Below are 15564 nucleotides of genomic sequence, written 5' to 3' on the forward strand. Positions count from 1 at the left end.
AATGCCGGGCGGTCCCGGCGGAGGTATGTTCCCCGGATCAGGCGGACCGGGAGTGCCGGGTAGCCTCGGCGGAGGGATGTTCCCCGGATCAGGCGGACCGGGAATGCCGGGCGGTCTCGGCGGGGGCATGTTCCCCGGATCAGGCGTACCGGGAATGCCGGGCGGTCCCGGCGGAGGCATGTTCCCCGGATCAGGCGTACCGGGAATGCCGGGTGGCCTCGGCGGAGGCATGTTCCCCGGATCAGGCGTACCGGGAATGCCGGGCGGTCCCGGCGGAGGCATGTTCCCCGGATCAGGCGTACCGGGAATGCCGGGCGGTCCCGGCGGGGGCATGTCCCCCAATCCGAATGGACCGGGTAGACCGGGTAGTCCCGGTTTCCCGCCATTACCGACTTTCCCTGGTCCGAACTTTTGAATTCGCCGATAGGTGACGTACCGTTACCTCTTTAGGCTTTCAATCCCCTTCCATCTCCTGTTCCACTTTACGGCGGAACAGGAAAGGGACGGAGAGGGCAACGGCAAAGACGCAGCCGGCAATTGCAAATTCCCGCCAGCTTCCCTTAGTCAAGCTGGATCCGAGAAAGTTATAAGCGAAAGTTCCCGGTAACGTTCCAATGATCGTGGCGGGAAGAAATGCCCTTAGTTGCACGCGGGCTACGCCCGCCGCGTAACTTACGAGATCGAAGGGCACGAAGGGAGCGATCCGCAGCAGGAGTACCATCATGAACCCCTTCCTCTCCATTGCCCGTTCTATTTTCTCCAACCTCGGATCCTCTTTGCCTCGAAAAAAGCTCCTGCCTATTCTCCTCGCCAGTAGAAAGGACAGCACAGCCCCGGTAACCGCTCCGACTAACGTATACAACATCCCGAACCATGTCCCGAACGCCAAACCTCCAGCCATGGATAGAACGGATGCGGGAAATAAAATAAACGGTCGAGCGATATACATCCCGATATAAAGAACCGGAGCTATCCATCCGAACGATAACACCCAAGTTCGAATCGACTCCGGATTCAGCTTCAAGTAATTCAGATCGAACCATAACAAACCTGCCACGATAATGCATGCTACCGCGATTTTCCAAACCCAAGAACGACGCAATCGGACAAGCCCCTTCCTTTGTTTTCCATCCTTCTATTCGTATCATACAAAAACGGAGATAAGAAAACAAAATTAGCTGGCTAACCGATGCCAAGCCTCAAACGCAAGATCGATCCACGATTGTTCGCCACTTGGAAATATTAGCTTCTCTAGCCCAATTATTTAGATTACACTGGAACTGGCACCATAAATTAACGTTATTATCATAAAGCCGGAATTGGGTGAGTCCTCCTTATGTGCACGAATTTATTGCTGCTGCTTGGTTCGAATTTCCCGAAGTTAAACCAATCGCTGCAGGAAGAAATTTATCGCGAATTTTATCGGTTTCTGTATAAACCCATTCTATATATGGTCAACGATCATTCCGTGACGGAAGACATTATTCAGGAAGCGTTCATGACAGCGTTGAACAAATGTCCCGCAGCCGAGAATGAAGAACATATGAAAGCTTGGATCAAAGTCGTCGCCCGAAATTATACGATCAACCATATACGCAAAAGAAAAAAAAGCCGAAACGATGTCAGCTTGGAGTACGCTTGGGAGAATAGCCCGATCGTGAACATCGCAGCGGGGGGATCCGTAGAACAAGAGGTTGAAGCCAAGTCGTTGGAAGAACAAATTTCCCGCCATATGTCGGACATGAAACCCGAGCAGCGCACGATCTTAGAGCTGAAGTGGAAAAAAGGGATGTCTTACAAAGAAATCGCGCATGAAATCCAAGATACCGAAATCGCGGTCAAGCATAAGCTTCATCGAGCCCGTAGCTATCTGAAAAGGAAATTGTTCAAGGATTGGGGGAGCCGCGATGAATAACGATCCTATGGAGCGAATATTCGATGCCGCATTCGAGGCTTCCGCCAACCAGCCTCAAGACGATTCCATCGACCCTCATCCTTCTTGGCTGAAGGTACAAAGAAAATTGGCGGCACGCCGCACTCGAAAAAACTTCCGATCGAGGTTATCAAAGCTATCCCTCGTTGCCGCTTCTATCCTGATCGGAGCGACACTCTTCGGCGACAACGAAGCGGCAAGAGCCATCGACCCCGTCTATGCGAAGCTGAAACAATATCCATCGGGCATGTTAAGCTTTTTTTTCGGACGTTCCGACGATACGGCCGCCACCAAAGCAAAGACGCCTCCCCCCCCGGAGGCTCTGGAAGGGTTGAGCGTAGAGCGGGTAAGTGACACAACCGTTATGGTCAAAGTATATAGCCGCGACCATGCGAGCAAGTTAGTCTCGTTCCGTGCGCCAAGCTTTCCTTACATCCCGACAGGGTATTCCTTCGATACGGCTCAATTGTACCTCTCCGAGGGTAGCGAGAAAGCGGATCATGCCGTTTATATGTTTCACACGAAGGAAGAGAAGCTTATGTTTGTAAGCTTGCAAAAAATAGAACCTAACACCGGTTTCGGAACGAACGTGCCGAGGGAAGGGGTCACCGTCAAGCCTATCCAGCTAAGCTCCGGTCCGGCTATACTCTCTACTACGACTAACGGCAGCAGCGCGATTGAAGCCATCGTAGGCGGAATTTACATTAATATGAGCGGTATCGTGGCAAGCGACGAACTGATTCGGATGGCTGAAGAGATGTTTGATTCCTAACAAAAACAAGGTTGGACAGGATGATCATCCTGCCAACCTTGTTTTATATTCAAGCCAATTGTCCGCTTCAAGCGTAATCTACGAGATGATCTTAACGCGAAGCTTCGTCCTTCAATGACTTCAATCGTTTCATCACGTCGTTTGCGCCTCTGCCGAAGTAATCATGCAAAACGCTGTACTCTTGGTAGAGTTTCTCGTATACGGCAACGTTAGCGGGAATCGGCTTAAAAGTTTCCTCGCGCACTCGCGCCATCGCTTTCGCCGCGTCCACGACGTTATCATAACCGCCTTTGGCGCTTCCCGCCGCAACCGCTCCGAACATCGCGGCTCCGATTGCCGGCGTTTGCTTGGAATCCGCGATTTTGATCTCGCGATTCGTGACGTCCGCGTAGATTTGCATCAATAGACGATTGCGTTGCGGCAATCCTCCGCATGCGTAAACTTCATCCACCGGCACTCCGTTATTGTGGAAGGCATCGATGATTTTACGCGTTCCGAATGCCGTCGATTCCAGCAAAGTCCGATAAACTTCCTCCGGTTTGGTCAACAAGCTATACCCTACGATGACGCCCGTCAGGTTCGTGTCTACGAGCACGGAGCGATTGCCATTCCACCAATCAAGCGCGAGCAAGCCCGTCTCTCCGGGAGTATAAGCTTCCGCCCGCTCGGTCAACCATTGGTGTACGCCAACGCCTTCCTTCTCCGCCGCTTCCTTCACGTGTGCCGGTACCGCTTCCTCCACGAACCACTCGAAGATGTCCCCTACCGCGGACTGCCCGGCTTCATAACCGAGATATCCCGGAATGATTCCGTCCTCGACTACCCCGCACATTCCTTCGACTTCTACTTCATTCGATCCAAGGAGCATATGGCAGATGGAAGTTCCCATCGCCATGACGAGCTTGCCCGGCGTGACGACGCCGACCGCAGGAACGGCTGCATGCGCGTCCACGTTTCCGACCGCGATTGCCGTCCCAGCATTCAAACCCGTTAGTTGCGCCATCGCTTCCGTCAGTTCGCCCGCTTTGGTTCCGAGCGGCATGATGTCTCCGCGCAGTTTCGTTTCCGTCAAGTTTTCTAGACGCGAATCTAGCGCTTTGAAAAAATCTTTGCTCGGGTAGCCGTCTTTTTTGTGCCAAATGGACTTATATCCCGCCGTGCAACTATTGCGCACAAAATTGCCGGTCATCTGCGAAATGACCCAGTCCGTCGCTTCCGTGAACAAATCGGTTGCTTCATAGACGTCGGGAGCCTCATTGACGATCTGCCATACTTTCGCGATCATCCACTCGGAGGAAATCTTGCCGCCATAGCGGGGAAGAAATTTCTCGCCGCGCTCCGCGGCAATCGCATTCAACCGGTCCGCCTCGTCTTGGGCAGCATGATGCTTCCATAGCTTTACCCAACCGTGAGGATTATCTTTCCACTCCGGCTTGAAGCACAGAGGAACGCCTTGCTCATCGATCGGCAGCATCGTACACGCCGTAAAGTCGATTCCTAATCCGATCACGTCTGACGGATCGACGCCGGATTGCTTCAGAACTGCCGGAATAGAGCGACGAAGCACCTCTAAGTAATCATCCGGGTGCTGCAATGCCCAATCGTGCTCCAGGGGTTGGCCGGAAGTCGGTAATGTCTCGTCAATAACGCCGTGCGGATAGGGAGTGACGTGATCCGCGATTTCGTGTCCGTTGGACAGGTCGACAAGAACCGCGCGTCCCGATTGGGTACCGTAATCAACGCCGATAGCGTATTTGTGGCTCATGATTTGCCTCCTCGAAGGAATGAATGATATCGTTCACAGATCGAAACTTAGTGCTTCGAATCTCCCGGTTGACCGTAATAAGCGTTCGCGCCATGCTTACGCAAATAATGTTTGTCCAGCAGCGCTTGATTCATGGACGGTACTCCCGCGTTTAATTGCCTTGTGTGATAAGCCATCTTCGCGACTTCCTCAAGCACAACGGCATTATGCAGCGCGTCCATGGCATCCTTGCCCCATGCAAACGGAGCATGGCTGTTCACCAGCACTCCCGGAACCCGATCCGGATTGAGGCCATGGAACGTCTCGACGATAACGCTGCCCGTTTCCGCCTCGTACGCGCCTTCGATCTCCGCGTTCGTCATTGGACGGGTGCAAGGAATCGTTCCGTAGAAATAATCGGCTTGGGTCGTTCCTAGCGCAGGAATTCCTTGCCCGGCTTGCGACCAGATCGTCGCCCACGGCGAGTGAGTATGAACGATTCCCGCTATGTTCGGAAAAGAACGATAGAGCACGAGATGAGTCGGGGTGTCCGACGAAGGGCGCATCGTCCCTTCCACAATGTTGCCGTCCAAATCCACAACCACCATTTGCTCGGGCTGCAATTCCTCGTAAGGGACTCCGCTCGGCTTGATCACCATGAGGCCCGACTCCCTATCGAAGCCGCTAACGTTCCCCCATGTAAATGTCACGAGGCCGTATTTAGGCAACTCCGCATTCGCTTGGCATACTATTTTCTTAAGTTGTTCTAACAAGTAAAACACTCCCCTTCCCTACGCAGATCAAGATATCAACGATAAATTTCTCCTCAATAGCTGATCTTATTATACACTTGTACGTACAGGTGTGTCGATAGTTAGCATTAACGGATTTCCATCGTCGATTGACGAACGACCAGCTTAGGCGGATACAGCATCTCTTTGTTCGGCGGAACCGTGCCCTTCTCCAATTGCGCGATGAGAAGATTCGCCGCTTGTTCGCCTAGGCCGGACTTAGGATGCTCGATCGTAGTCAATTTGATTTCCGTTGCCGTGGCCAAGAAAGAATCGTCATATCCGATAATCGAGAGGTCTTCCGGAATTCGCAAACCGATTTCCCTTACCGTATCCAGCAGAGAGATGGCCAATTGATCGTTATAGCATACGAGCGCCGTCGGCGGCTGATCGGACAGCAGCATTTCGCGAAGCATGCGATGCGGATGTTCTTCCTTGTCCTCCGTTGAATACCGCACGAGAAGGCTTCCGTCGGACGGAATATGGTGCTCCCTGCAAGCGCGGATAAATCCCTTCATTCTTCGAACGCCTTGCAGGTCATCCGTTTTGAAGAAGCCGGCAATCTTCCGGTGTCCTAGACCGATCACGTAACTAGCCGCCATGAAGCCACCTGCATCGTCATCTACTCGAACGCTAGGAAATTCCATGTCCGGATAGGACTCGTTAATCATCACCATCGGAATGCCATGATCTTCAATGGCCAAATAATTATCGAAGTTCGGGTTGCCTTCCGCGCTCTTCGTCGGTTCTACAATTAACGCGCATACCGAATGGCTAAGCATCATCTCCAAGCACTCCCGCTCCCGATCCTTACGGTGATCCGTGCTGGACAACAGCATGCGGTAGCCGTTATCCTTCAATGTCGCTTCGATTCCGCGGACGATCGAAGGAAAGATATAATCCGAGATGGAGGTCGTAATGACGCCGACAGTACGATTGCCAGAAACGCTGCGGCGCTCCGCTGATTGCCTGCTTACGAAAGTTCCTTTGCCCTGCTCGCGGGCAAGCCATCCTTCCGTCACAAGCTCGCCGATCGATTGGCGCACCGTCTGGCGGCTTAACGAGTACTGCTCCGCTAACTCGTTCTCCGAAGGCAACTTGTCGCCCGGACGATATTTTCCGCTCGCGATCCATGACAGAATCTCTTCTTTTAACTGCAAATATTTGGGTGATTGAGCATTCAATTGGGGTACCTCCACTTCACGCGACCCTGTCAAAATGTATGTGGACATTATACCACAGCAATCGACTTGTACGTACCTTTTCGAAGACTCTGCGGCTTAGTTGTACGGTACTAGCATTAACAATAGCCCGGGATGCCCAAACCTCGCGAAGTTATGTTATAGTTTGTGTATTCTGTCCGTTGGGGGGTTGTCTTGCTGGCCAATCAAATGATTTATTCGACCGAAAACATTGATATTAGCGCTGATTCCGATAAAAAACAGGTTCATATCGAACTCGCTAGCAGCGGATATCGCCCAAAATACGTTTCGCTGTTCATCGAAGATCGACACGAGCTGGAACGGATCATCCAAGCTTTGCAAACCGCGAAAACCTCATTGGAATAACGCATACGTACGCCGCTTCATAGAATAAGGAGGAGTATCACATTGATCGACATCACGTTTAAGTACAATGAATATATGGGCAAAGCCATTCGAGGTTATCATTACAACTCCCTTAGGTTCTGGATTTCCAACGGACTCGGCCTAGCGATCGTCCTGCTGGAAATCATCATGTACACCCAAACATCCAACCCCAAACTATTATGGATCGCATTAGTCGTATTGCTGGTGCTCGCCTTCTCTTACTTCACTTCCTGCTACCTGCAGCCTACGAAGTTTTCGAAAGATCCAAGGTATAGCAAGCTGTTCACTTTATCCGTCGGAGACGAAGACATTCGCCTTCACTCCGAGGATCTTAGCTCCGATACGACTTGGGCGTCCGTTAACAAAGTATGGATGACGGACAAGTTCTACTACCTTTTCTTAGACAAGAGACAATTCTGGATCGTTCCGAGAGACCGATTCGCGGACGCCGCTCAAGAAGATCAGTTCAAGCAGATCGCTGGCCGACGCCACAAAATCAATCGGGGACTCATTAAGTAGAATTTATGTAGACTGTCCCAATGCGTCAATGATTTCCTTTAACGAACAATGCTCCAGGCTCTTCAGGGTCAAATCCGCTTCCGAGAAATCCATCCTGGCCGTTACCTTGTTCGGAATGGCTACTCCGAAGAGCCCCGCCGCTTTCGCCGCACGCAGCCCGTTAACCGAATCCTCGATCGCGAACGCTTCATGGGGCTGAACGCCGAGATCTTCAACGGCTAGCCTGTACAATGCCGGATCGGGCTTGACCTGCTCCACGTCATCGGAAGTTCGGACCGTCTGGAAATACGGCCTGATTCCTTGGTTCCCGAGATGACGTTCGATCCAAGCCCGGTCCGAGCTGGAAGCGAGTCCGATTGTTAATCCCAATCGACGCGCCTCCTCCAATCGTTCCAACACCCCGGGGAACAGCGTCGCTTTCGCGACGTTCGCCGCATGCGCATTCCGATAACGCTCCCTCATCGCATTCCGGTCTACCGGCACTCCTAAGCCTCTTTCCAATTCCGCGAAAGGATCATACCCTCCCGCCTTAGTGCCAATGCCCGCCGTCCAAGCATCGAAAGGGAATTGCACCCCATGTTCCGCGTATATTCCGCAATACGCCTCATAGGCGCAAGTTTCCGTATCCATCAACGTCCCGTCAAAATCAAAAACTACCGCTTTAATCGCCATCCCTATCGCTCCCCGTCTATTTCTCTGTTTGATTTCATTCTATTCTACGCAAGAATGAGAGAATCGTCGACTCGGCAACGGATCGTAAAAAAAAAGAACCTGCTTTCGCAGGCCCTTCGTCTCCAGAGCGATCATGAGTTCGATCACGCCGCCTTCATGTCTGCCACACCTTCCACGGCGCAGATCCCGATTTCCACATGCCCTCTAGAAGCATTTTATCCCGCAACGTATCCATCGGATGCCAGAACCCTTCGTGGGTGAAGGCTTTAAGCTGTCTTTTCTCGGCAATCGCCTCCAGCGGTTCCTTCTCTAACATCGTATCGTCTCCGCCCATATGGGCGTGTGACTACACGAATCTGACCCGATGAGACAACAGAGAAGACATTAGGTAGACGATCGCAACGACACTCGCTTGGAGCGTTGCCATTCCCCCTCGCGGGCAGGCCCAATCCCGCGATCTAACGTATAGACGACTTTGCCGCGGCTCATCGTCAGCATGACCCGACAGCGGAACTCGTTCCCCGCGTACACGCTTTGCCGATGTCGATAGAGCAGATGCTCGGGCCGAAGGACGTAAGGAGCGTCCGGATTCACCAAGACAATATCCGCATCGGAACCGATCGCCAGCCTTCCCTTCCGGGGAAATAACCCGAATCTCTTCGCCGGCCCTTCGGAGAGCAGCTTAGACAATAAAGGAAGCGGCAACCCCCTTTCAAAATGCCCTTCGTCTATGATCAACTCCAGCGTGCTTTGCGCACCGGAAATCCCGCCCCAGACCGCGAAGTAATCGTCCCCGTCCAGCTTCATCGAAGGGGGACAGGGAGAATGGTCGGAAGCGATCATATCGACTTTGCCTTCCGCTATTCTCGCCCATAACCCTTCCCTTTCCCTTAGGCCGCGAATTGGCCGAGCGCATTTAGCTAAGGGGCCAAGCCTCTCCAAGTCTTCCTCCGTAAACATCAAATAATGGGGACACGTTTCTACCGTCACATTGACGCCGTTCAATTTCGCTTCCCAGATCAGATCGACGGCCTGAGGGCAGCTAATATGAACCAAGTGCAGCGGACATTCCGTCCGTTCCGCGAACAAAAGCACCCGGCGTACCGCATCCAATTCCGCAGCCAGCGGCCTGGAATCGAGAAAATCGCGCACGCTTCTCTTAGGCCGTCCGTCGAATTTCTCGGACAAGGCAACGATGATTTCCTCGCTTTCCGCATGTACCGCTAACACTTTATTTTTACCGGCGATGACCTTCATTCCTTCGAACAACGCAATATCGTCGACCTGTTTAAAGCAACCTCCCCCCGTCTCTCCTGGAGATGACATGAAGGCTTTGAATCCGATCACTCCGGCATCCGCCAGCGCTTCCAGATCGTCCAGATTGTCTGGAACGAGTCCGCCCCATAACGCGTAATCGATATAGGTTCCCGCGGATTTCGCCTTTTCCAGCTTTTGATTCATCGCTTCTACCGTGACCGTCGGAGGGAGCCCATTAAGAGGCATGTCGATAAAAGTGGTACATCCCCCTGCCGCCAACGCCGCCGAACCGCTCTCGAAGCCTTCCCACTCGCCCAATCCCGGTTCATTCAGATGAACATGCGCATCGACGGCTCCCGCCATCACGTAAAGCCCTTGCGCGTCTATTGTTTGCTCAGAAGAAATTTGAATATCCGGGGCAATCGCTACGATAACGCCGTCTTGGATCCCAACATCCGCGACGCGAACCCCGTCCGGCAGCACGACTTCTCCTCCTTTAATGATCACATCCAACCGAACCTCTTCCCCCATATTCAATCCCTCCTGCATCCCAAACTAAAGCCTAGTTTATGTTATATAATATAACATAAACTAGGCTTTAGTTTTGAGAAGGAATTCATTATTCTTCTTTTATGTAATATTTAGTTACATTATCATCCCATAGAAAATGTCCCTACCGATTAATCGAACCATCCTTTGCGTTTAAACCACAAATACATCCCCACGCCCAGAACCATCATGACTCCAATGACGACGTAGTAGCTTGCGGTCCATTTAAGCTCAGGCATATTAACGAAATTCATACCGTAAACACCGGCTATAAAGGTTAGCGGCATGAAAATGGTCGTAATGACCGTTAACGTCTTCATAATCGCGTTCATTCGATTCGAGCGCAAGGAGTCATAGCTATCCCGAAGATCAGCCGTCATCTCGCGATTGGACTCGATCATCTCCGTCAGCTTCAACAAATGATCGTAAATGTCCGTAAAATAAGCGTATTGGTCTTTAACGCCTTGAATCTTGTCGGAGTTAATGACCCGATATAACAAATCCCTCATCGGAATAACCGTGCGCCTTATTCTAAGCAGATCCGAACGAATATCATAAATCTGCTCGGTTTTCTCCTGAATGTCAGTTCTGTTCTCCCCTTGATCCTCCAGCTCGTTAAGCTGATCCTCTATCTTATACAAGGTCGGAAAATAGTTGTCGACTAACTTGTCCACGATCAAATAAGCCACGTAGTTATGGTCCCTGTCCTTGCGGAAACCCGGGTCCTGCATTCTGCGCCAAGCCTCTTCCACTTCCTGCGAATGGCTCAAGTGGAACGTTACGATTCCTCGCGGCCCCCAGAAAAAATCCACTTCCTCCGCTTTAAGCGTCTCGGGATGCAGAGCGTGCAAAACGAAAAAGTTCGTCTCCTCGTAATGGTCTATCTTAGGCCGTTGAAGGAGATGCATGCAGTCTTCGATCGCTAGCGGATGAAAATGAAAATAACTGTCCAGAAGATGAACTTCTTCGTCCGTTGGACAGTCGAAATCGACCCAAAACCATTTGATATTGTCGTTCATCAGGTTATGAAGGGGAATGTCCACCAATAGTTCCTGCTTTTCCGTTACCGCCATTATCCGAAGCAATTCGCCTCACCTCTAACGTACATTATGCTCCGTAATGGCAGGAGTTGGCAACCTGCGTCTGGGGTACCAACCCCCGTACAGCAAAGACGCGCTGCCGAGATGAGTCTACTCGACAGCGCGTCTTATGAATTCAATATGGATTTTTACGAACGTTCAGCACATCGCATAAGAAGGCCAGCGTCAGCCCTTGCCCCCAGCCTTGAATACGCTTGTCGGGAACCCCCTTGTAACCCGCAGCATCCTGCATGACGGCAGTGCCTGCAGACACTCCGGTTACCGTGCCGTCCTCCGTGATCTGGGCAACGATTCCGTCGATGGATCGTTGCGTATATTTGTTATACAAGCGCCCTTTCGTCAGCAACGCGGCAGCGATCCCCGCTGATCCCGATGTCTCCAGCGGAGAGGTCGGATCATCCAATATCGTATGCCATAATCCGGATTCATCCTGCAGCCGCACTAACGAGCTCAATTGGTCGCGCAACGAGCCTTCGATGACCATGAAGTTCGGAAGATCGACCGGCACGATATCCAGTGCCCGCGCCATCGTCAGCGCCGCCCAAGAGTTGCCGCGCGCCCAGTGAACGCCTGACATATGATTACCGGCAATATTGTCCCAACCGTGATAATAGAGATTGGTCGTGGCGTTCTGAAGTACATTCTCATGTCCATGATATTGACGTAATCCATCGGCGAAATAATCGTCTCTATTCAACAGCTTGCCAATCCGAAGCAGGAAGTACCCCGCCATGAACATCGTGTCTACCCAGGCTTGCTCCGGGAAATTATACGTTTCGGAATTGACCGTATGCTGGAAAATACCATCCCCGAACCTTACCGCTTCATGCGTCAAATACTCCGCCATCTCTTTTGCCGTCTCAATATAACGTTCGTCCTTCGTAACTTCATAGAGCGTAAGCAACGAATGCCCGATCGATACTCCGTTTACGGACAGCTTAGGCAGCCCTTCCTCCATATTTTCGTCTACCCAAGCTTTTAACCGCTCCAGATACTCCGCTTTCCCCGTTGCCGCATACGCTTCGCACACTCCGTAGAAAGCTACGCCCCCGGGCCAATCCCAGCTAAAGTCCATCCGGAACGTCCGGTCTACTACGCGATCGATGACTTCGATAATTTCGTTATCGTTAAATTGTAATGCAGGCATGGTGTCTGCTCCCTCCAATGTGAATTACCCCTTTAAGCCGCTTGTGCTGATACCTTCGACGATATACTTCTGGAAAATAAAGAAGATAACGAATACCGGTACGAGAGACAGCGTCGACATCGCGAACATTCCGCCCCAGTTGTTAAGAGACTCTCCATCGAGGAAAAGCTTTAGCGCCAGCGATACCGGATATAAATCCGGCTTATTCAAATAGAGCAGCGGGTGAAGGAAGTCCTCCCACGTCCAGTAGAAAGAGAAGATAGCGGACGTCATCAGCGCAGGCACGATTAACGGCAGGATGATCTTGAAGAAAATCCCGTATTTGCTACACCCGTCGATCTTCGCCGCCTCATCGAGATCAACCGGAACCGTCCGGATGAACTGCATGATCAGGAAAATGAAAAACGGAATACCTAGAAACTGTGGCACGATGATCGGCTTGAACGACTGCAACCAGCCGAGCTCCGAGAACATGATAAATTGCGGAATGATCGTAACGTCGCGCGGCAGCATCAAGGTCAGCATCATGCATCCGAACCATAAGCCCTTGCCGAAGAACGGGATGCGCGCGAACGCATAGGCAACCAATCCAGAGCTGACTACCGCGCCTATCGTAGAGAGAATAACGATAATAAACGAATTTTTGAAAAACGTTCCGAAAGAATTGCCCGCGAATCCGGCCCATCCGGTTACGTAGTTGTCCCATTCGAGGCGGCTTGGAATCAGGCTATACGCCGTCGTGAAAATTTCGTCGTTAGGTTTTAGCGAGCTGACGATCAGCCATAAAATCGGATAAAACATGCAGAACGCCAATCCGCCGACGAGGAGATGATAAGAAAGCGACTTCCATCTTTTGCGCGAGATCGCCATGTTATTTGTCTCCTTTCGATTCGTAGTGCACCCAGTAGCGCGACGATTGGAAAATAAGCAGAGTAACGATACCGATCACGATCAGCGCTACCCAAGCCATTGCCGACGCATAACCCATCTCGTAGAAGACGAACGCTCTTTTATAAAGATAGAGGGAGTACAGCAAAGTTTCATCGAGCGGACCGCCTTCGCCTCTGGAAATAATGTAAGCTGGCGTGAAGGTCATGAACGCGGAGATCGTCTGCATGATCAGGTTAAACAGGATAATCGGACTAAGCAGCGGAAGCGTAATCTTGAAAAACTGGCGTACCTTATTCGCTCCGTCGACGCTTGCGGCTTCGTAATAATCTTTCGGAATGTTCTTGAGCCCCGCCAGGAAGATCAGCATCGACGAGCCGAACTGCCAGACGGACAAGGCGATCAGCGTCCATAATGCCGTTGAAGGATTACCGATCCAAGACGTATCCGATTCGATTCCGATCAAACCAAGAGCCGAGTTGACCAACCCCTGATCTCCGAACACTTGCGACCACAGAATCGATACCGCGACGCTACCGCCGATCAGCGATGGAAGATAATAAGCCGAACGGTATAGTCCGATACCGGAGATCGCTTTGTTCAGCAACATCGCGACTCCTAGCGCGAACGCGAGCCTTAATGGCACGCTGGCAAATACGTAATTAAGCGTGACGGAAATCGATTTCATATACTTCTCGTCGTCCGTAAACATCTTGTGGTAATTGTCGAACCCTACCCAGCTTGGCGCCTCCAGCAGGTTGTAATCCGTGAAGGAGTAATAAAGAGAGGAGAACACCGGGTAAACGATAAACACAAGGAAACCCAGGATGAAGGGGGAGGCGAACAAGTAGCCCACCACATGGTTATTTTCGCGTAGTTTCATGATTTCAGCTCCTTGGGCATATCAGACTCGTAAGCGTTTACTTATACTCCTATTATGAAGTTCTGAACCGCACATCTGAATGCAAAAAACCGTTGTTTTTGTTCAAATTGCAGACATGGTAGGTTGGGGGTATCCGTCAATTGGATCCAGCGTTAGAATAGCGCGGCTTTTCCGCTTTAAATCGCCGTTTGCAAGTAATCCTGTGCGGGGTGCGCAACAAAAAACCGAGCCTGCGACGATCGCAGACCCGGCTTGCTTAAGGCAACTTATTTTTTGTTCTTAGCAAGAATTTTGTTTGCTTCTTCACGGAACTTAGCCGCGCCTTCTTCAACAGTTGTCTTCTTGTAAAGAATTTGTTCGGCTACGTCTTTCAACAATTTGTCGACTTCGACGGCTCCAACCGGATTCGGAGGATCCATCTGGCTGCTGTTCTGTTCAGCCCAAGCCACATAGTCGAACACTTTAGCTTGATCAGGAGTCAGGCTTGGCTTCAGCGCTTCCTTCACTTTGGAGGAAACCGGTACGCCGCGCTCGCCCATGATGATTTTGTTCGCTTCGATATCATTAACCCAGAAGCTGATGAATTTCGCCGCTTCTTCTTTGACTTTCGAGTTTTTGGAGATAGAGAAGTACATGCTCGGTTTCAGGAACAAAGCTTTGTTGTCGTTCCAGCCTGGTACAGGCAAGATTTCGAAAGGACGTTTCGCTACACTGGATGAAAGAATATATTGGTTGGACCAGCCCCATGTGCTGACTGCGTTACCAAGCTCAAGTTCGCCGTCTTCCGGCGTACCTTTCTTCTGAGCCAATTTATCAAGAGACAACAGATTGCCATTGTCATACCAAGATTTGTACATGGTATAGAAGTCGATGAACGGTTTATCGTCGGTATAGCCTAAGCTTGTGCCGTCAGCAGCATACATGTGCTGGCCTTGGCCTCTCAGGTAGAACGGGAAGAATACGTCATGGCGAAGATCTTGAGTCAAAATTTTGCCTTGCGATTTCATGATAGGTCCAAGCTTAGTGAAGTCATCCCACGTCCAATCTTGCGTCGGCATCGTGCCGCCGGCTTTCTCCAGCATCTCTTTATCAATGACAGCCAAGAGAGCATTGGAGCCCAAGTTCATCGCGAACAATTGATCGCCGATTTTACCGCCGGACAATGAAGCTTCGCTGATGGAGCTGACATCGATTGTGCCGTTCTGCGTATACGGAGTCAAATCTTCTAATTGTCCGCGTCCGCCGTATTGCGAGAGGTAAGAGATATCCATCTGAATGACGTCAGGAAGATTGCCTGCAGCCGCGTTCGGCGCGAGTTTCTTCCAGTGATCGTCGAAGGAAGCATACTCAGGTTCGATCGTCACGTGCGGGTTAAGCGACTCGTACAATTCGATGACTTTAAGCGTGTAGTCATGACGGGCTTGACCGCCCCACCAAGCGACGCGTAGAGTAACCGGATCCTTCTTATCGCCTTCCGATGCTTTAGGAGACGCTTCTCCAGAGCTTGTTGCTGGCGATGATGCCGGTGCCGAGCTGGCCGCTTCTTTGTTGTTATTGGAGCCGCATCCGATCATGCTAATGACTAAAGCAAGCATTACTAACCCCGTTAGTGCTTTTTTCATTTTTAGTCCTCCCCTGAGCTTTGAGTAATTATTGATAGTGCTTACATTTCCTATTATCAGCGGGATAGACCGAAAGCGTAATCCAAAAAACCGTGCTG

17 protein-coding genes are annotated in these 15564 nt (G+C 51.2%); 5 read left to right on the top strand and 12 right to left on the bottom strand.

Translation table 11 applies throughout. The features are described 5' to 3' along the window. A partial coding sequence (locus tag L3D05_RS10240) for a hypothetical protein (protein ID WP_239615957.1) occupies positions 1–415 on the top strand: 415 nt, incomplete at its 5' end. Between the two features lie 39 nt (positions 416–454). On the opposite strand, the gene L3D05_RS10245 is transcribed toward L3D05_RS10240, so the two are convergent. Then, positions 455–1102: a TVP38/TMEM64 family protein gene (locus L3D05_RS10245; RefSeq protein ID WP_239615958.1), complete on the bottom strand. Its 648-nt coding sequence runs from the start codon at positions 1100–1102 to the stop codon at positions 455–457. Positions 1103–1336: 234 nt separating this feature from the next. Between L3D05_RS10245 and L3D05_RS10250 the strand changes: the two genes are divergently transcribed. Further along, positions 1337–1915 carry an RNA polymerase sigma factor gene (locus L3D05_RS10250; RefSeq protein WP_239615959.1) on the top strand — a complete coding sequence of 193 codons (579 nt, stop codon included), beginning with the start codon at positions 1337–1339 and terminating at the stop codon, positions 1913–1915. Then, a complete protein-coding gene (locus tag L3D05_RS10255; protein WP_239615960.1) occupies positions 1908–2705 on the top strand; it encodes a DUF4367 domain-containing protein in 798 nt (265 codons plus the stop codon). Before L3D05_RS10250 ends, L3D05_RS10255 begins: the two co-directional genes overlap by 8 nt. A 91-nt stretch (positions 2706–2796) precedes the next feature. On the opposite strand, the gene L3D05_RS10260 is transcribed toward L3D05_RS10255, so the two are convergent. The 3 genes from L3D05_RS10260 to L3D05_RS10270 all read right to left on the bottom strand — a co-directional run bounded on the left by L3D05_RS10260 (position 2797) and on the right by L3D05_RS10270 (position 6424). Then, the gene (locus L3D05_RS10260; protein WP_239615961.1) at positions 2797–4470 is read right to left on the bottom strand and encodes a ribulokinase; all 1674 of its coding nucleotides are present in this window, start codon (positions 4468–4470) and stop codon (positions 2797–2799) included. Positions 4471–4517: 47 nt separating this feature from the next. Beyond that, the gene (gene araD / locus L3D05_RS10265; protein ID WP_239615962.1) at positions 4518–5222 is read right to left on the bottom strand and encodes an L-ribulose-5-phosphate 4-epimerase; all 705 of its coding nucleotides are present in this window, start codon (positions 5220–5222) and stop codon (positions 4518–4520) included. Positions 5223–5329: 107 nt separating this feature from the next. Continuing rightward, the gene (locus L3D05_RS10270) at positions 5330–6424 is read right to left on the bottom strand and encodes a GntR family transcriptional regulator (RefSeq protein ID WP_239615963.1); all 1095 of its coding nucleotides are present in this window, start codon (positions 6422–6424) and stop codon (positions 5330–5332) included. A 192-nt stretch (positions 6425–6616) separates the two neighbouring features. Between L3D05_RS10270 and L3D05_RS10275 the strand changes: the two genes are divergently transcribed. After that, on the top strand, positions 6617–6808 hold the full coding sequence (locus tag L3D05_RS10275; RefSeq protein ID WP_239615964.1) for a hypothetical protein: 192 nt from the start codon (positions 6617–6619) through the stop codon (positions 6806–6808). A 42-nt stretch (positions 6809–6850) separates the two neighbouring features. Further along, positions 6851–7348, top strand: coding sequence for a YcxB family protein (locus tag L3D05_RS10280; protein WP_239615965.1), 498 nt, complete (start codon positions 6851–6853; stop codon positions 7346–7348). A 3-nt stretch (positions 7349–7351) separates the two neighbouring features. On the opposite strand, the gene L3D05_RS10285 is transcribed toward L3D05_RS10280, so the two are convergent. The 8 genes from L3D05_RS10285 to L3D05_RS10320 form a co-directional block, all read right to left on the bottom strand. Then, the gene (locus L3D05_RS10285) at positions 7352–8020 is read right to left on the bottom strand and encodes an HAD family hydrolase (RefSeq protein WP_239615966.1); all 669 of its coding nucleotides are present in this window, start codon (positions 8018–8020) and stop codon (positions 7352–7354) included. Positions 8021–8174: 154 nt separating this feature from the next. Beyond that, on the bottom strand, positions 8175–8336 hold the full coding sequence (locus L3D05_RS10290; protein WP_305037433.1) for a hypothetical protein: 162 nt from the start codon (positions 8334–8336) through the stop codon (positions 8175–8177). A 68-nt stretch (positions 8337–8404) separates the two neighbouring features. After that, complete coding sequence (gene allB / locus L3D05_RS10295; RefSeq protein ID WP_239615967.1) at positions 8405–9808, bottom strand: allantoinase AllB; 1404 nt, start codon at positions 9806–9808, stop codon at positions 8405–8407. 149 nt (positions 9809–9957) lie between these two features. Further along, positions 9958–10911, bottom strand: a complete 954-nt coding sequence (gene corA, locus L3D05_RS10300; RefSeq protein ID WP_239615968.1) for a magnesium/cobalt transporter CorA — start codon at positions 10909–10911, stop codon at positions 9958–9960. Between the two features lie 130 nt (positions 10912–11041). Continuing rightward, positions 11042–12073, bottom strand: a complete 1032-nt coding sequence (locus tag L3D05_RS10305; RefSeq protein WP_239615969.1) for a glycoside hydrolase family 88/105 protein — start codon at positions 12071–12073, stop codon at positions 11042–11044. 24 nt (positions 12074–12097) lie between these two features. After that, positions 12098–12874 carry a carbohydrate ABC transporter permease gene (locus tag L3D05_RS10310; protein ID WP_439647938.1) on the bottom strand — a complete coding sequence of 259 codons (777 nt, stop codon included), beginning with the start codon at positions 12872–12874 and terminating at the stop codon, positions 12098–12100. A 70-nt stretch (positions 12875–12944) separates the two neighbouring features. Further along, positions 12945–13844 carry a carbohydrate ABC transporter permease gene (locus tag L3D05_RS10315; protein ID WP_239615971.1) on the bottom strand — a complete coding sequence of 300 codons (900 nt, stop codon included), beginning with the start codon at positions 13842–13844 and terminating at the stop codon, positions 12945–12947. 266 nt (positions 13845–14110) lie between these two features. Then, positions 14111–15466, bottom strand: a complete 1356-nt coding sequence (locus L3D05_RS10320) for an ABC transporter substrate-binding protein (protein ID WP_239615972.1) — start codon at positions 15464–15466, stop codon at positions 14111–14113. Positions 15467–15564 lie beyond the last annotated feature (98 nt).

This window comes from Cohnella mopanensis (assembly GCF_022352055.1).
Lineage (GTDB): Bacteria > Bacillota > Bacilli > Paenibacillales > Paenibacillaceae > Cohnella > Cohnella mopanensis.

Bases quoted from the DNA above. Each gene is read 5' to 3' on its own strand.
- L3D05_RS10250 (WP_239615959.1), top strand. From the start codon at position 1,337: ATGTGCACGAATTTATTGCTGCTGCTTGGTTCGAATTTCCCGAAGTTA.
- L3D05_RS10310 (WP_439647938.1), bottom strand. From the start codon at position 12,874: ATGTTTTATCCGATTTTATGGCTGATCGTCAGCTCGCTAAAACCTAAC.
- allB (WP_239615967.1), bottom strand. From the start codon at position 9,808: ATGGGGGAAGAGGTTCGGTTGGATGTGATCATTAAAGGAGGAGAAGTC.
- L3D05_RS10260 (WP_239615961.1), bottom strand. From the start codon at position 4,470: ATGAGCCACAAATACGCTATCGGCGTTGATTACGGTACCCAATCGGGA.
- L3D05_RS10255 (WP_239615960.1), top strand. From the start codon at position 1,908: ATGAATAACGATCCTATGGAGCGAATATTCGATGCCGCATTCGAGGCT.
- L3D05_RS10305 (WP_239615969.1), bottom strand. From the start codon at position 12,073: ATGCCTGCATTACAATTTAACGATAACGAAATTATCGAAGTCATCGAT.
- L3D05_RS10290 (WP_305037433.1), bottom strand. From the start codon at position 8,336: ATGTTAGAGAAGGAACCGCTGGAGGCGATTGCCGAGAAAAGACAGCTT.
- L3D05_RS10320 (WP_239615972.1), bottom strand. From the start codon at position 15,466: ATGAAAAAAGCACTAACGGGGTTAGTAATGCTTGCTTTAGTCATTAGC.
- L3D05_RS10315 (WP_239615971.1), bottom strand. From the start codon at position 13,844: ATGAAACTACGCGAAAATAACCATGTGGTGGGCTACTTGTTCGCCTCC.
- L3D05_RS10285 (WP_239615966.1), bottom strand. From the start codon at position 8,020: ATGGCGATTAAAGCGGTAGTTTTTGATTTTGACGGGACGTTGATGGAT.